The 14,814-nt window shown below is 69.5% G+C and carries 14 protein-coding genes; 12 read left to right on the top strand and 2 right to left on the bottom strand.

Annotated features, from left to right (window positions below; translation table 11 throughout):
* The first annotated feature begins 155 nt into the window (after positions 1-155).
* The 3 genes from AC07YZ_RS10555 (at position 156) to AC07YZ_RS10545 (ending at position 2,178) form a co-directional block, all read left to right on the top strand.
* Complete coding sequence (locus AC07YZ_RS10555; RefSeq protein WP_494794704.1) at positions 156-593, top strand: VOC family protein; 438 nt, start codon at positions 156-158, stop codon at positions 591-593.
* Between the two features lie 64 nt (positions 594-657).
* On the top strand, positions 658-942 hold the full coding sequence (locus tag AC07YZ_RS10550) for a hypothetical protein (RefSeq protein ID WP_494794703.1): 285 nt from the start codon (positions 658-660) through the stop codon (positions 940-942).
* A 189-nt stretch (positions 943-1,131) separates the two neighbouring features.
* A complete protein-coding gene (locus AC07YZ_RS10545; RefSeq protein ID WP_494794702.1) occupies positions 1,132-2,178 on the top strand; it encodes an AI-2E family transporter in 1,047 nt (348 codons plus the stop codon).
* A 30-nt stretch (positions 2,179-2,208) separates the two neighbouring features.
* Here AC07YZ_RS10545 and AC07YZ_RS10540 read toward each other — a convergent pair whose 3' ends face one another.
* Entirely contained in the window at positions 2,209-2,814 is a 606-nt protein-coding gene (locus tag AC07YZ_RS10540) for a hypothetical protein (RefSeq protein WP_226491459.1), read from the bottom strand.
* Positions 2,815-2,927: 113 nt separating this feature from the next.
* Here AC07YZ_RS10540 and AC07YZ_RS10535 point away from each other — a divergent pair, with 113 nt between their 5' ends.
* The 7 genes from AC07YZ_RS10535 (at position 2,928) to AC07YZ_RS10505 (ending at position 11,963) form a co-directional block, all read left to right on the top strand.
* A complete protein-coding gene (locus AC07YZ_RS10535) occupies positions 2,928-3,641 on the top strand; it encodes a TetR/AcrR family transcriptional regulator (protein WP_494794701.1) in 714 nt (237 codons plus the stop codon).
* Positions 3,638-4,603, top strand: a complete 966-nt coding sequence (locus AC07YZ_RS10530) for an SDR family oxidoreductase (RefSeq protein ID WP_494794700.1) — start codon at positions 3,638-3,640, stop codon at positions 4,601-4,603. The genes AC07YZ_RS10535 and AC07YZ_RS10530 overlap by 4 nt, the downstream gene beginning before the upstream one ends.
* 118 nt (positions 4,604-4,721) lie before the next feature.
* Complete coding sequence (locus tag AC07YZ_RS10525) at positions 4,722-6,425, top strand: acyl-CoA carboxylase subunit beta (RefSeq protein ID WP_494794699.1); 1,704 nt, start codon at positions 4,722-4,724, stop codon at positions 6,423-6,425.
* A gap of 72 nt (positions 6,426-6,497) precedes the next feature.
* On the top strand, positions 6,498-7,670 hold the full coding sequence (locus tag AC07YZ_RS10520; protein ID WP_494794698.1) for an acyl-CoA dehydrogenase family protein: 1,173 nt from the start codon (positions 6,498-6,500) through the stop codon (positions 7,668-7,670).
* Positions 7,671-7,860: 190 nt separating this feature from the next.
* Positions 7,861-8,745, top strand: coding sequence for an enoyl-CoA hydratase/isomerase family protein (locus AC07YZ_RS10515; protein WP_494794697.1), 885 nt, complete (start codon positions 7,861-7,863; stop codon positions 8,743-8,745).
* Positions 8,742-10,760, top strand: coding sequence for an acetyl/propionyl/methylcrotonyl-CoA carboxylase subunit alpha (locus AC07YZ_RS10510; RefSeq protein ID WP_494794696.1), 2,019 nt, complete (start codon positions 8,742-8,744; stop codon positions 10,758-10,760). Before AC07YZ_RS10515 ends, AC07YZ_RS10510 begins: the two co-directional genes overlap by 4 nt.
* 36 nt (positions 10,761-10,796) lie before the next feature.
* The gene (locus AC07YZ_RS10505; RefSeq protein WP_494794695.1) at positions 10,797-11,963 is read left to right on the top strand and encodes an acyl-CoA dehydrogenase family protein; all 1,167 of its coding nucleotides are present in this window, start codon (positions 10,797-10,799) and stop codon (positions 11,961-11,963) included.
* 72 nt (positions 11,964-12,035) lie between these two features.
* Here AC07YZ_RS10505 and AC07YZ_RS10500 read toward each other — a convergent pair whose 3' ends face one another.
* Positions 12,036-12,404: a DUF4148 domain-containing protein gene (locus tag AC07YZ_RS10500; RefSeq protein WP_494794694.1), complete on the bottom strand. Its 369-nt coding sequence runs from the start codon at positions 12,402-12,404 to the stop codon at positions 12,036-12,038.
* Between the two features lie 209 nt (positions 12,405-12,613).
* Here AC07YZ_RS10500 and AC07YZ_RS10495 point away from each other — a divergent pair, with 209 nt between their 5' ends.
* Positions 12,614-13,300, top strand: a complete 687-nt coding sequence (locus AC07YZ_RS10495) for a heavy metal response regulator transcription factor (protein WP_226491468.1) — start codon at positions 12,614-12,616, stop codon at positions 13,298-13,300.
* Positions 13,297-14,706: a heavy metal sensor histidine kinase gene (locus AC07YZ_RS10490; protein WP_494794693.1), complete on the top strand. Its 1,410-nt coding sequence runs from the start codon at positions 13,297-13,299 to the stop codon at positions 14,704-14,706. The genes AC07YZ_RS10495 and AC07YZ_RS10490 overlap by 4 nt, the downstream gene beginning before the upstream one ends.
* Positions 14,707-14,814 lie beyond the last annotated feature (108 nt).

The following is a 14,814-nucleotide window of genomic DNA, read 5'->3' as shown; positions in this document are numbered from 1 at the left end:
GGGAGCGCGCAGGGTAGGGCCTTCTTCATTCAAGAAAAAGCAGCGTTATCGGGATGTTTCGTTCGTTAAAAAGGGATGGTTAGAGGTCGGTCCCACCGCGGGCGCTTCCCTGCACACCGCCGTTGGCGCTATCGTGCGGTTTTTGGGGAGTGCCCATGATCCACCTCCGCGAAATCGACCACCTCGTGCTGCGCGTCGCCGATCTCGACGCCATGCTGCGCTTCTACTGCGATGTGCTGGGCTGCCACGTCGAACGCCGCCAGGACGGCATCGGGCTGGTGCAGTTGCGCGCCGGGCGCTCGCTGCTCGACCTCGTGCCGGTGAGCGGGCCGCTTGGTCGCGCCGGTGGGGCGCCGCCGGGTGCGCAGGGGCGCAACCTTGACCATTTCTGCTTCCGGGTGGAGCCGTTCGACGAGGTGGCGATCCGCGCCCAGCTCCAGACGCACGGCGTCGAGGCCGGCGCGCTGGCCTCGCGTTATGGCGCCGAGGGCGAGGGTCCCTCGATCTACGTCACCGATCCCGAGGGCAATGTGGTGGAGCTCAAGGGGCCACCGGATGGCGTGGCTGTGGGCCAGACGGGCGCGGTACAGTGAGGGCGCCCGCCATGCGGTCCGTGCCCGACGGCCGCGCGGGTTCGGCGTTTGGAGGCGCCTGGACATGAAACAACAGATCGCGCGTTTGTCCCCCCACCAGAATGGCAAGGTTTTCGCGGTGCTCATGGCCGTGAGCTCGCTGCTCTTCCTGATCCCGTTCTTGCTGTTCATGGCCACGGTCGTGCCCGCGGGCCAGCGCCCGCCCATGTTCATGATGGTGATCGTGATGCCGGTGATGTACCTCGTGATCGGTTACGTCGGCGTGGTTGTCGGTTGTTTCCTGTACAACTTCCTGTTCAGGTTCATCGGTGGCATCGAGTTCGAGTCCACGTCCGACCCGGCCTCTTGAGGCCCCGGTGCCCGTCTGTGCGCTACAAGACAGACAGCGGCCCGTGTGGGGCACACACTGGAACGATCCCGGGCCTGTGTTGCGCTCACTGGACCACCCTCCGTGCTGCGCACTGCGGGGCTGAGCGCCTTCGGAACGGCCGGGCGGCGCTCACGCGGTCGTGGCCAGGTTCCGGGCAAAGGACTTGCCATGACCCAGCTTCCCGCGTCGCCCCCCCTCCCCCCGCCACCGGCTTCTGCTCCCGTGCGGGGTTATCTGCGGCCCATGGTGTTGTTCGTCTTCCTGGGCGTGCTGCTGTCGCTGGCGTTTCGCCTGTCGGACCTGCTGCCGCTCTTGTTCGGGGCGGTGATCGTCGCGGTGGCGCTGCACGCCCTGGCCGCGCCCCTGGAACAGTTCCTGCGCCTGCCGCCCCGGCTGGCGGTGGGGGCGGCGGTGGCGCTCGTGCTGGTGGTGGTGGCGCTGGTGGTCTGGCTGATCGGCGACCGCCTGGTCACGCAGCTGGACGACCTGGGGCAGAAGCTGCCCGCCGCGCTGAACGCGCTGGTGCGCTGGGCGCGTGGCCACACACTGGGGGTCACGCTGCTTAAGGTGTGGGGCAGCGCGGACGCGGGCGATCTGCCGCTGGCCAGTGTGGCCATCGCCGCGACCCAGGCCCTGAGCGCCGTGGGCGGCATCGGCCTGATGCTGGTGGTGGGGGTGTACATCGCCGCCGACCCCGCGATGTACCGCGACGGGCTGGTCCGGCTGATCCCCCCAACCTACCGCGAGCGCGTGGGCGAGGCGATGCGCGCCAGCGGCCACGCGCTGTCGCGCTGGCTGATGGGGCAGGGCATCTCGATGCTGTTCGTGGGGCTGTCCACCACCGTGGGGCTGGCGCTGCTGGGCATGCCGCTGGCGCCCACGCTGGGGCTGCTCGCCGGCGCGCTGGCCTTCATACCGTTCTTCGGCCCCATCGCCTCGGGCGTGCTGGCCGTGCTGATCGCCTTCATGGAAGGGCCCACGCTGGCGCTGTCGGTGGCCGGCCTGTGCGTGGCGATCCAGGTGATCGAAGGCAACCTGCTGATGCCCCTGGTGCAGCGCTGGGCGGTGGAGCTGCCGCCGGTGCTGGGCATCACGGCGGCCATCATCTTCGGTCTGCTGTTCGGCCTGCCGGGCGTGATCCTCGCGTCGCCACTGATGGTGGTGGCGATGGTGCTGGTGCGCAAGCTCTACGTGGAAGGCGTGCTGGAGACGTAGCGCCGCCGCGGGCCTGCGGCGGCCTGGCGCTCAGGACCCGAGCAGCGCGCGCCAGGCCTGGCGCGTGGGGGACGACACCGAGTCCAGCACCTGTTCGTAGGGCGTCTTGTGCCGGGTCAGCAGCCGGGCCGAGGCCACCATCTTGGAGCGGCAGAACCAGTGGCAGGTGTGCTGGAACAGGAACAGCTCGGCCGACAGCATGTAGGCCTTGTCCTTGGGGCTGAGGTCTTGCGTGTTCTGCGCCACGAAGGCGATGCCCTTGGCGTGGATGGCCAGCGCCTCGCGCAGGTCGAAGGTGGCGCCCACGAACAGCCGGGTGGCCCAGGGCAGCGCCAGCGGCCAGGTGCTGACGCGGGTCTGCGCCTCGCCCAGGCGCGCCACGTCGGCGGCCAGGCGGTCGAACTGTCGGCACAGTGTCTGTTCGGTGGTGGCCAGCAGGTTCCAGATCTGTTGCCGCCGCTCGGGGTCGGCTTCGCCCAGGGCACGCAGGTAGCCCTCGGTCAGCTGCTCCATGAGTTTTTCCAGCTGGTAGGGCTGCAGGCAGTGCGCCAGCAGCGCGATGCGCTGGCGTTGTTCACGGTTCTTCGCGGCGTACACGCCCAGGCCGATCAGGATCAGCGTCACATAAATATCCATGCCGCTATTGTCCGGCCCTTTTGTGGGCCCGCTGGAACCGGGGAGAGTGCGGTTGATATTTATACAGAGCAAATGCTTGCTATAAATAGGCCGGCCTGCTAAGGTTCCGTGCCATGAGCACCGCCAGCCTGCCTTTGCCCACCCCCGCCGCGCCGCGCCGCGCCCGGGGCCGCCCGCCCAAGACCGCCGACGAACGCGACGACGGCAACCGCCGACAGGCCCTGCTGCGCGCGGCGGCGCGCCTGTTTCGCCAGCAGGGCTTCGCCGCCACCAGCACGCGCGACATCGCCGCCGCGGCGGGCATGCGCTCGGGCTCGCCGTTCTACCACTTCGACAGCAAGGAGGCCCTGCTCGCGGCCGTGATGCAAGAGGGCATGCAGAGCGCGCTGCGCCGCCAGACCGAGGCCATGTCCGCCGCCGCGGGCGCGCAGCCGCTGAGCGCGCGCGACTGCCTGCGGGTGCTGGTGCGCAACCACTACGAGGTGCTGCTTGGGCCCGACAGCGACTTCATCCCGGTGATGCTGTACGAATGGCGTTCGTTGTCCGAGGCGCAGCGCAGCGAGGTCAACCACCAGAAGGCCGACTACGAAGCGGCCTGGGTGCCGGTGCTGCAGGCCCTGCACGCCAGCGGCGAGCTGCGCGGCGACCCGGGGCTGGCGCGGCTGATGCTGTTTGGCGCGCTGAACTGGTCCGTGCAGTGGTACGACCCGGAGCGGCAAGCCTCGCTGGACGACCTGACCCAGACCACGCTGCAGCTGTTTCTGAAGGACCCGGAGGTGCCGAAGGGGGCTCGCACCACAGCGCGCCGCACGGAGGTACCCGAATGAGCGCGCTGACGCAAAAACCGCCGGGCTACCGTTCGGTGTTCGCGCCGGGCCTGCTGGCCGGGCGGGTGGTGGTGGTCACGGGCGGGGGCTCGGGCATCGGGCGCTGCACCGCGCACGAGCTCGCCAGCCTGGGCGCGCATGTGGTGCTGATCGGGCGCGATTCGGCCAAGCTGCAGGACACGGCGGGCGAGATTCTGCTGGACTGCGCCGGGGCCGGTGGGCACGCCAGCTTCCACGCCTGCGACATCCGCCAGGAAGCGGCGGTGCGCAGCGTGGTCACGGCCATCGTCGCCGCGCACGGCCGCATCGACGCCCTGGTGAACAACGCGGGCGGCCAGTACATCTCGCCGCTGGAAAACATCAGCGCCAAGGGCTGGCAGGCGGTGCTCGACACCAACCTCACCGGCGGCTTCCTGATGGCGCGCGAGTGTTATGTGCAGAGCATGCAGGCACACGGCGGCGCCATCGTCAACATCGTGGCCGACATCTGGGGCTCCATGCCCGGCATGGGCCACAGCGGCGCGGCGCGCGCGGGCATGGTGAGCTTCACCGAAACCGCGGCCGTCGAATGGGCGCGCAGCGGCGTGCGCGTGAACGCCGTGGCCCCGGGCTACATCGCCTCCAGCGGCATGGACCATTACCCACCCGAGGCCGGCCCCATGCTGCGCGAGATGCGCGACACCGTGCCGGCGGGCCGCTTCGGCAACGAGGCCGAAACGTCCGCCGCCATCGTGTTCCTGCTCTCGCCCGCGGCCAGCTTCATCAGCGGCACGGTGCTGCGCGTGGACGGCGCACGGCCGCAGGTGCGCATGGGCTGGGGCCAGGTGGCCGCGCCGGTGGCGGCGCAGGGGCGTGATGCGGTGAAGCCGTTTGAGGGGTTTCACCGGTATGTGACGCCGCGTGTTTTTGCGGGGGATGGCCCTCACCCCAACCCTCTCCCGCAAGCGGGAGAGAGGGCATGACACGGCGCTCGGGAGGGGGCATGTCATGGCGCTCCGGAGCGTGCAGGACTCAGTGGGGCGGAGGGGAAGTCCACTCCCTCTCCCGCGTGCGGGAGAGGGTTGGGGTGAGGGCCTCCGTATGAACTACCAGACCAGTTTTAACCCCCACAGCGAGCAAGCCCGACAACGCCGCGAAGCCATGCTCGCGCGCATCGCGCAACTGCGTGCCCTCGAAGACCGCGCGGCCCAGGCCTCGGCCAAATCGAAACCGGTGTTCGACAAACGCGGCCAGTTGCTGCCGCGCGAACGCATCGGCCTGCTGCTGGACCCGGGCGCGCCGTTCCTGCCGCTGTGTTCGCTCGCCGGCTTTCTGCAGGACAGCAAAAACCCGGAAAAGTCCGTGCCCGGCGGTGGCGTCGTGGCCGGCATCGGCTTCATCAGTGGCGTGCGCTGCATGGTGGTGGCCAGCGATTCGGGCATCGAGGCGGGCGCGATCCAGCCGCGTGGGCTGGAGAAAATTTTGCGCATGCAGGCGATCGCGCTGGAACAGAAGCTGCCCTTCGTGCACCTGGTGGAAAGCGCGGGCGCCAACCTCACCAAATACCAGGTCGAAGGTTTCGTGCTCGGTGGCGGCCTGTTCCGCAACCTCGCGCGCCTCTCGGCTGCAGGCCTGCCGGTCATCACCGTGCAGCACGGCTCGGGCACGGCGGGTGGCGCCTACATGCCGGGCCTCTCCGACGTGGTGATCATGGTGCGCGGGCGTTCTCGCGCTTTTCTCGCAGGCCCGCCGCTGCTCATGGCCGCGACCGGCGAGGTGGCGACCGAAGAAGAGCTGGGGGGGGCGGAGATGCACACCGCTGTGTCCGGGCTGGGGGAGTACCTGGCGGAGGACGATCGGGAGGCTTTGGGGATGGCTCGTTGGGTGGTGGGGCAGTTGGGTTGGGATGCGAAGGCCCTCACCCCGGCCCTCTCCCGCGAGCGGGAGAGGGGGCAGTTCACGCGCGCCGGAGAAGCTGCCTTACTCCCTCTCCCGCTTGCGGGAGAGGGCCGGGGTGAGGGTGCCCCCGATCCCATCTTCCCCGCCGAAGACCTGCTCGCCCTCATGCCCCCCCACCACCGCGAACCGGTGGACATGCGCGAGGTGATGCTGCGCATCGCCGATGCCTCCGACATCCTCGAATTCAAACCCCTCTACGGCGCCGCCACGGTCTGCGCCCAGGCGCGTATCGGCGGCCACGCGGTGGGCCTCATCAGCAACAACGGCCCCATCGACGTGGCCGGTGCCAACAAGGCCACGCACTTCATCCAGTGGATGTGCCAGCTCGGCCACCCGCTCATCTACCTGCAGAACACCACCGGCTACATGGTGGGCAAGGAGAGCGAGCAGGGCGGCATGATCAAACACGGCAGCAAGATGATCCAGGCCGTGACCAACGCCACCGTGCCGCAGATCACCATCCAGTGCGGCGCCTCGTTTGGCGCCGGCAACTACGGCATGTGCGGCCGGGGTTACGCGCCGCGTTTCCTGTTCAGCTGGCCCAACGCGCGCACCGCGGTGATGGGCGGCGAGCAGGCCGCGCGCACCATGCAGATCGTGGCCGAGGCCAGCATGGCGCGCAAAGGCATCACGCCCGACCAGGCACAGATGCAGGCCCAGTTTGACCAGATCGTGAACGTGTTCGAAAGCCAGGCCGATGCGTTTTACACCAGCGGCCTGGTGCTGGACGACGGTGTGATCGACCCGCGCGACACGCGCGCCGTGCTGAGCTTCTGCCTCGACACCTGCGCCGAAGCGGCGGCGCGCGAGCCCCGGCCCATGCAGTTTGGCGTGGCGCGAATGTAAGACCTTGTGGGACAGACCCAGGGACGCGCGCAGCGCCCCCTGACTCTGTCCCCAACCGAATAGGAGATCCAAATGCAGTTCACCCACGAACACCGCGAAATCCAGGCCACGCTCAAGCGCTACATCGACGAACACATCAACCCGCACGTGGACGAGTGGGAGGCGGCCGAGATCTTCCCGGCGCACGAGGTGTTCAAAGGCCTTGGACAGCTGGGCCTGCTGGGTCTGACCAAACCCGAGGCCTACGGCGGCGCGGGGCTGGACTATTCGTACAGCCTGGCCATGGCCGAGACCCTGGGCCACATCCACTGCGGCGGTGTGCCCATGGCCATCGGCGTGCAGACCGACATGGCCACTCCCGCGCTGGCGCGCTTCGGCAGCGACGAGCTGCGTGCCCAGTTCCTCGCCCCCGCCATCGCGGGCGACATGGTGGGCTGCATCGGCGTGAGCGAGCCCGGCGCGGGCAGCGACGTGTCGGCCATCAAGACCACGGCGCGCAAGGACGGCGACGACTACGTCATCAGCGGCCAGAAGATGTGGATCACCAACAGCCTGCAGGCCGACTGGATGTGCATGCTGGTCAACACCAGCGATGGCCCGGCGCACAAGAACAAGAGCCTGGTGATGGTGCCCATGCGCGAGGACGGCAAGCTCGTCAAAGGCATCGAGGTGGCGCAGAAGATCAAGAAGATCGGCATGAACAGCAGCGACACCGGTCTGATCTATTTCGACGAGGTGCGCGTGCCGCAGCGCTACCGCATCGGCGCCGAGGGCGCGGGCTTCGTCTACCAGATGCAGCAGTTCCAGGAAGAGCGCCTGTGGTGCGCCGCGAGCACGCTGCAGAGCCTGTCCAACTGCATCGAATGGACCATCGAGTGGGCGCAGGAACGCAAGCTCTTCGGCGCCACGCTGGCCGACCAGCAGTGGGTGCAGTTCAAGCTGGCCGAGCTCAAGACCGAGGTGGAAAGCCTGCGCGCGCTCACCTATTTGTCTTGCGAACACTATGTGGCCGGTGAAGACGTGACCGAGTGGGCCACCATGGCCAAGCTGAAAGCCGGCCGGCTCAACAGGCTGGTGCCCGACACCTGTTTGCAGTTCTGGGGCGGCATGGGCTTCACTTGGGAGAACAAGGTTTCGCGCATGTTCCGCGACGGGCGGCTGGCGTCGATCGGTGGTGGGGCCGATGAGGTGATGTTGGGGATCTTGGCCAAGACCATGGGGATTGCGAAGAGGGCGGTGAAATGAAGCTGCTTTTCGCGGGCCCCCACCCCAACCCTCCCCCAGAGGGGGAGGGCGCAAAGTCCAGAGTCCCCTTCTTTTCCCCTCCCATGCAGAGCGAGGGAGTCAGAGCAGAACTATCCCTCTTTCTCCCTCCCCCTCTGGGGGAGGGCAGGGGTGGGGGCTCCCCCGCCAACACCTCACAGGACAGCCAACCATGACCCCCTTCCACACCACCCGCCACCAAGACGTCGAACACTGGACGCTCAACGACCCGAGCACCCGCAATGCCCTCAGCGACGCCATGGTGCTCGGCCTGTTCGAAGCCTGCCTGCGCGCCAAGCAAGACACCACCTTGCGCGGCATCGTGCTCACCGGCGCCAGCGGGGCCTTCAGCGCCGGCGGCAGCCTGGGCGGTTTCGCCAGCGCCATCGGCCAAGCCTTGCAGCCCGGTGAAGACGACCCGCTGATCGCCATGAACCGTGGCTTTGGCGACGTGCTGCACGCGCTCACCGAGCTGCCGCAGTGGCTGGTCATCGCGGTGGACGGCCCGGCCATGGGCGGGGGCTTCGGCCTGGTGTGCTGCGCCGATCTCGTGATTGCCACCGAGCGCTCGGTGTTCGCCACACCCGAGGTCACGCTGGGCCTGCCGCCGGCGCAGATCGCGCCCTTCGTCTGGCAGCGCCTGGGCGATGCGGTGGCGCGTCAGTGCCTGCTGAGTGGTGTGCGCTGGAGCGCCGCCCAGGCGCAGACGGCCGGCCTGGTGAACACCGTGGTGGCCGACGACGCGCTCGACGCCGCCGTGGCCGACGCCGTGCGGGCCTTGCGCGCCGCGGCCCCGGGCGCGGTGGCCGCCACCAAACAGCTCCTGCACCGCCTGCGCGCCAAGGTGCCCGATCTGCGCACCGAAGCCGCGATCGCCTTCGCCGCCGCGCTGCGCGGCCCCGAAGCCGCGGCCGGCCTGAGCGCCTTCGCGAAGAAGCAGCCCGCGCCGTGGTTGGATGTACCCCCACGCGCCACCGCTGCGCGGGTCGCTGCCCCCCAAGGGGGCGGATCCGGCTTGGGGCGGCCCGGCGCCGGATCGAAGGACGGCGCTGCATGAAAAAACTGCTGATCGGGAACCGGGGAGAGATCGCCCGCCGCATCATCCGCAGCGCCCACGCCATGGGCATCGCCACGGTGGCCGTGTATTCCGACGCCGACCGCGACGCTCTGCACGTGCGCGAGGCAGTCAGTTCGTTCGCTCTCGGCGGCCTGGCCTCGGCCGACTCCTACCTGCGCGTGGACAAGCTGCTCGAAGCCGCGCACGCCACCGGCGCCGACGCCGTGCACCCGGGCTACGGCTTTCTGAGCGAAAACGCCGACTTCGCCCAGGCCGTGATCGACGCCGGCCTCACCTGGGTCGGCCCGCCGCCGGCGGCCATCCGCGCGCTGGGCAGCAAGTCGGCGGCCAAGGCGCTGGCCCACGCGCACGGCGTGCCCTGCCTGCCGGGCTACAGCGGTGACGACCAGCGCGACGAGACCTTCATCGCCGAAGCGCAGTGCATCGGCTTCCCGCTCATGGTCAAGGCCGTGGCGGGCGGCGGCGGGCGCGGCATGCGGCTGGTGCACGGGGCGGCGCAGTTGCTGCCGGCCCTGCACGGCGCGCGCTCGGAAGCCTTGTCCGGCTTCGGCAACGCCGAGCTGCTGATCGAGCGCGCCCTGCTGGCGCCGCGCCACGTGGAGGTGCAGGTGTTCGCCGATGCGCAGGGCCACTGCATCCACCTGGGCGAGCGCGACTGTTCGGTGCAGCGCCGCCACCAGAAGATCATCGAAGAAGCGCCCAGCCCGGCGGTGTCGCCCGCGCTGCGCGCCGAGCTCGGCCGCTGTGCCGTGGCGCTGGCGCAGGCGGCGGGGTATGTGGGGGCGGGCACGGTGGAGTTTCTGCTGGACGACGGGTGGGGGGAGAGCCCTCATCCCAGCCCTCTCCCGCAGGCGGGAGAGGGGACCATGCCCTTTTTCCTGATGGAGATGAACACCCGCCTGCAGGTCGAACACCCGGTCACCGAGATGATCACCGGGCTCGATCTGGTCGAGTGGCAGATCCGCGTCGCGCGTGGCGAGCCGCTGCCGCTGGCCCAGGAGCAGGTGCGGTTCAGCGGACACGCCATCGAGGTGCGCCTGTGCGCCGAAGACGAGCACCACACGCCGCACACCGGCCGTGTGCGCCACTTCGCCGAACCGCCGATGGCGCCCGGCCTGCGCTTCGACCACGCGCTGGAAACCGGTGCCGAAGTCACGCCGCACTACGACGCCATGCTCGGCAAGCTCATCGCCCACGCGCCCACGCGCGCCGAGGCCGTGCACCGGCTCGCCCACGCGCTGGACCACACCCGCGTGCTCGGCTTGCCCACCAACCGCGCTTTTCTCGCCGCCTGTCTGCGCCACCCGGTGTTCGGCGCGGGCGGGGCGCGCATCCCGTTCCTGGCCGAACACGGCGACGCGCTGCGCGAAGGCCTGCGGCCCGCGACCGATGCGCAGCGGGTGGCGGCGCTGGCGCTGCTGTACGCGCAGCGGCCACCGGTCAGCGCCCTGGCCTGTCCGTTCCCGCGTGGCCTGCGGCTGGGCCTGGGCGCCGAGCTGCTGGAGCTGGCCGTGCAGGAAACCGCGGGCGGTCAACTGGTGGTGACGCAGGGCGAGCAGGCTTGGCACGCCCAGCTGCGGCCCGACGCGGGCGGCCTGCGCATCACGCTCGACGGTGTGGGCTGGGTGGCGCACGCCGTGCCCGTGGTCGGTGCCGGCGGCGCCGCGCAGCGCTGGCAGGTGCAACTGAGCGGCGGTGGGGCGGGCGAAGCCACCCGCGCCGAACTCTGGCTCGACGACCTGAGCCACATCCCGCGCGAGCGCGCCGGCGGCACGGGCGCCACGCGCGAGTTGCGAGCCCCTTTCAACGGCAAGCTCGTCGCCCTGCACGCGCAGGAAGGCCAGGCGGTGCTGCGCGGTGCGCCGCTGCTGGTGATCGAGTCCATGAAGCTGGAGCACACCCTGGCCGCGCCGCGCGACGCGGTGATCGAAAGCCTGAACGTGGCGCCCGGCCAGCAGGTGTCTCCCGGCCAGTTGCTCGCAACCTTTGAATGAAACACCCCCGCAGCGCTTCGCGCTACCCCAACTGACATGAACAGTCCTCGGCCTGACAGCTTCACCCCCGAAGACCGCGGCGCGCTGCTCGACACCGTGCAGCGCTTCGCCACCCAGGCCATCGCACCGCACGTGAGCGCCTGGGATGAGGCGGGCGAGTTCCCGCGCGCGCTCTACGCGCAGGCGGCCGATCTGGGCCTGCTGGGCCTGGGCTACCCCGAGCATCTGGGCGGCACGCCCGCGCCCTGGGCCGTGCGCAACGCCGTGTCGCAGGCGTTGGCGCGCCATGGCGGCAGCGGCGGCGTGATGGCCAGTCTGTTTTCACACAACATCGGCCTGCCCCCGGTGCTGGCGCACGGCACGGCGGCGCAGCAGGCCGAGATCGTTCCGCCGGTGCTGCGCGGTGAGCAGATCGCGGCGCTGGGCATCACCGAGCCCGGTGGCGGCTCCGACGTGGCCAGCCTGCGCACCACCGCGCGGCTCGACGGCGGCGACTACGTGATCGACGGCGAAAAGGTGTTCATCACCTCGGGCATGCGCTGCGACTGGATCACACTCGCCGTCAGAACCGACTTGAAGAGCAAAGGCGCCAGCGGCCTTTCCATGATCGTCGTGCCGTGCGACGCGAAAGGCCTCTCGCGCACGCCGCTGCAGAAGATGGGCTGGCTCTGTTCCGACACCGCGCACCTGCGCTTCGACGGCCTGCGGGTGCCGGCGCGCTACCGCTTGGGCGAAGAGGGCGCGGGCTTTCGCATGGTCATGGGCAACTTTAACGGCGAGCGTCTGGCGCTGGCCGCGATGGCGCTGGGTTTTGCCGAGGCCTGCTACGACGAGGCCCTGGCCTGGGCGCGCCAGCGCCAGACCTTTGGCGCGCCGCTGATCGAGCGCCAGGTGATCCGCCACAAGCTCATGGACATGCGGATGCGCATCGCATCCACCCAGGCCTGGGTCGATGCGCTCGGCGCCCGGGCCGACGCGGGCGACACCGGGCCGGAATGGGTGGCCCAGGTGTGTCTGCTGAAAAACCACGCCACCCAGGCCATGCAGTTCTGCGCCGACGCCGCCGTGCAGATCCTCGGCGGCATGGGCTTCATGCGCGGCACCGTGAGCGAACGCATCTACCGCGAAGTCAAGGTCCTGATGATCGGTGGTGGCGCCGAAGAGATCATGAAAGAGCTGGCCGCGCGGCAACTCGGCCTTTGAAAACAACAAAGCCCCGCTCAGTAGGAGCGGGGCCGTGGATCGGGAGCCTGCGCACAGCGCAGGGGCTCGGGTTCAGCGCGTGGCGGTGAAGCTGCCGCCCATGGTGGGGGCGGGGTAGCGGCTGGGGTACAGCTCCTTCAGCTTCTTGCCCGACTCGCCGTCGGCCACCACGTCGCCGGTGCGAATGGCTTCGGCCAGTTCGGCTTTCACCTGTTCACGGGTCTTGCCGGCCGACTGCTCTTTGGCGGGGTACAGGTCGGGGCGGGCCTGGTTGAGCATGAGGCCGCTTTCGTTGTTGGCGATCATGTTGCCGGTGCGGATGGCTTCGGCCAGCTCGGCCTTCACTTGTTCGCGGGTCAAGGGGCCGTCGGCGGCGAACACCTGGCTGGCGGACAGGGCGAGGAGGGCGACGGCGATGGCGGAGAGGTGCTTGCGGTTCATGGTGAAACTCCTTGGAGGGCTGTGAAACGGTGGGTCGAATCCTGTTGGAGGGCTTCGATGGGAAAGCCGTTGTGCCTTCCCTGGGGATGAATTCTTGACAACCAAAACCACGTTTTCCGAACCGCCAGATTACAAATATGTCATCACGCGCTGGCACGGCATATGCGACCATTCCGGCCTGATCGGTCAACCCCTTTGTGAGCCCAGCGATGCGTGTCCTTGTCGTCGAAGACGAACCCAAACTGGCGCAGTACCTGCACCAGGGCCTCAGTGAAAACGGCTACGTCGTGGACGTGGCGCGCGACGGCATCGAAGGCCGCCGCCTGGCCACCGGCGGCAGCTACGACCTGATGCTGCTCGACGTGATGCTGCCCGGCGTGGACGGCTACGGCGTGCTCGCCGCCCTGCGCGCCGAAGACAGCAAGACGCCCGTGCTTATGCTGACCGCGCGCGACAAGATCGAAGACCGCGTCAAGGGGCTCGAAGGCGGGGCCGACGACTACCTCGTCAAACCCTTCGCCTTCTCCGAACTGCTCGCGCGCATGGGTGCGCTGCTGCGCCGCGGCGCCTTCGCCAGCCCGCAGGCCGCCACCGTGCTGCGCCTGGCCGACCTGGAGGTGGACCTCGTCTCGCGCCGCTGCTCCCGTGGCGCGCAGCGGCTGGACCTCACCGCCAAAGAGTTCAACCTGCTCGCGCTGCTCACGCGCCGGCGCGGCCAGATCCTGTCGCGCACCACGCTGGCCGAGCAGGTCTGGGACATGCATTTCGACTCCGACACCAACGTGGTGGAGGTGGCGGTGCGCCGCCTGCGCGCCAAGCTCGACGACCCCTTCCCCACCCGGTTGCTGCACACCGTGCGCGGCATGGGCTACGTGCTGGAGGAGCGCGCCGAATGAACCCCGCCACCGGGCTCGCCCAGCCCACCCCCCAGCCAGCCACCGAGCCCACCGGGCTGTGCCTGCCCCTGCCGTGCGGGCCGTCCATCGCGCGGCGCCTCTCGCGCGCCATGGCCCTGCTCATGTTCGTGGCCCTGGGTGTGCTCAGCGTGGCCAAGTATTCGGCCATCGCCATGCGCATGGAGGTGGACCAGCAGACAACGCTGGACGACAAACGCGAGTACCTGTCTCATGCAATCGGGGTTGCCTGCGAAACCGGCGAGGCCGGCCTGCTCCAGCGCATGACCCTGTTCGACCCCGTGCGCTCGTCCACCCGCCTGCAGCTGTGGCGTGGCGACGGCACCGAACTCTTCCGCGACGAGGTGGCTCCGTTCGCCTCCAGCCGCAGCCTGGAATTCGACGTGCCGGCCGAACGCCTGCCCGGCGGCAAGGTGCGCGTGCGGCTGGAAATGGACACCACGCACGACCACCGCATCCAGCGCGAAGCCGCCATCACCCTGCTCATGACCACGCTGTTCGGCTCGGCCGCGGCCGGCTTTGCGATCCAGTGGCTGGTGCGCCGCGAGCTGCGCCCGCTGCTCTCGCTGACCCGGCAGATGAACGGTATCTCGCCGCGGCGGCTCGACCAGCGCCTCGTGGTGGAGCGCTCGTCCGAAGAGCTCGACCCCTGGGTGGCCCAGTTCAACGCCCTCATGGAGCGGCTGCAGAAAGCCTACGAACAGCTCGAAGCCTTCAACGCCGACGTGGCGCACGAACTGCGCACGCCCCTGACCGCCCTGATCGGCCAGACCGAGGTGACCCTCTCGCGCGAGCGCAACGTCGAGTCGCTGCGCGACACGCTGGCGTCCAACCTGGAAGAAATGCAGCGCCTCTCGGCCATCGTCAACGACATGCTCTTCCTCTCGCAGGCCGACCGCGGCGCCACCGCCCGGCGCAGCGAGCCAGTGAGCCTGGCCGAGCTCGCCCACCAGGTGGCCGAGTTCCACGAAGGCGTGCTCGACGAAGCAGGCCTGCACTTCACGGTGGAGGGCGACGCCCGCGTCGCGGTGGACGCGGCCCTCGTCAAGCGCGCCATGTCCAACCTCATGGGCAACGCCTCGCGCTTCGCCGAGCCCGGCTCCACCGTGCGGGTGAAGATCGAGCCCCGCACCGACGGGGCCGCCAGCAGCGAGGTGCAGGTCGTGGTGGAAAACCAGGGCCCCCCCATCGAACCGCAGCACCTGCCCCACCTGTTCGACCGCTTCTTCCGCGCCGACGCCGCGCGCTGTTGCCCCAATGAAACCCACCACGGCCTGGGCCTGGCCATCGTCGCGGCCATCGCCCGCATGCACGCCGGCAACACCTTCGCCCGATCGCAAGACCGCGTGACGCAGATCGGCTTCACGCTCGGCCCGCAGACCGCTTAGGACGAAACACCCCCGCCGCGCTTCGCGCGACCCCCTCAAGGGGGCGGCACTGGCCGTCCGGCAAAGCCGGCCCGGCGGTGCCCTGGGCTGGACCGCTTCCTGCGTTGC

Source organism: Hydrogenophaga sp. GW101-3F08, assembly GCF_059424585.1.
Note: the sequence above shows the minus strand (reverse complement) of the source record. Positions and strands in the feature narration are given on the sequence as shown.

What these genes read in the sequence shown, in the direction of transcription:
- AC07YZ_RS10500 (WP_494794694.1), bottom strand. Translation starts at nt 12,404, where the DNA reads ATGAACCGCAAGCACCTCTCCGCCATCGCCGTCGCCCTCCTCGCCCTG.
- AC07YZ_RS10490 (WP_494794693.1), top strand. Translation starts at nt 13,297, where the DNA reads ATGAACCCCGCCACCGGGCTCGCCCAGCCCACCCCCCAGCCAGCCACC.
- AC07YZ_RS10515 (WP_494794697.1), top strand. Translation starts at nt 7,861, where the DNA reads ATGACCCCCTTCCACACCACCCGCCACCAAGACGTCGAACACTGGACG.
- AC07YZ_RS10510 (WP_494794696.1), top strand. Translation starts at nt 8,742, where the DNA reads ATGAAAAAACTGCTGATCGGGAACCGGGGAGAGATCGCCCGCCGCATC.
- AC07YZ_RS10555 (WP_494794704.1), top strand. Translation starts at nt 156, where the DNA reads ATGATCCACCTCCGCGAAATCGACCACCTCGTGCTGCGCGTCGCCGAT.
- AC07YZ_RS10540 (WP_226491459.1), bottom strand. Translation starts at nt 2,814, where the DNA reads ATGGATATTTATGTGACGCTGATCCTGATCGGCCTGGGCGTGTACGCC.
- AC07YZ_RS10545 (WP_494794702.1), top strand. Translation starts at nt 1,132, where the DNA reads ATGACCCAGCTTCCCGCGTCGCCCCCCCTCCCCCCGCCACCGGCTTCT.
- AC07YZ_RS10550 (WP_494794703.1), top strand. Translation starts at nt 658, where the DNA reads ATGAAACAACAGATCGCGCGTTTGTCCCCCCACCAGAATGGCAAGGTT.
- AC07YZ_RS10505 (WP_494794695.1), top strand. Translation starts at nt 10,797, where the DNA reads ATGAACAGTCCTCGGCCTGACAGCTTCACCCCCGAAGACCGCGGCGCG.
- AC07YZ_RS10520 (WP_494794698.1), top strand. Translation starts at nt 6,498, where the DNA reads ATGCAGTTCACCCACGAACACCGCGAAATCCAGGCCACGCTCAAGCGC.
- AC07YZ_RS10495 (WP_226491468.1), top strand. Translation starts at nt 12,614, where the DNA reads ATGCGTGTCCTTGTCGTCGAAGACGAACCCAAACTGGCGCAGTACCTG.
- AC07YZ_RS10535 (WP_494794701.1), top strand. Translation starts at nt 2,928, where the DNA reads ATGAGCACCGCCAGCCTGCCTTTGCCCACCCCCGCCGCGCCGCGCCGC.
- AC07YZ_RS10525 (WP_494794699.1), top strand. Translation starts at nt 4,722, where the DNA reads ATGAACTACCAGACCAGTTTTAACCCCCACAGCGAGCAAGCCCGACAA.
- AC07YZ_RS10530 (WP_494794700.1), top strand. Translation starts at nt 3,638, where the DNA reads ATGAGCGCGCTGACGCAAAAACCGCCGGGCTACCGTTCGGTGTTCGCG.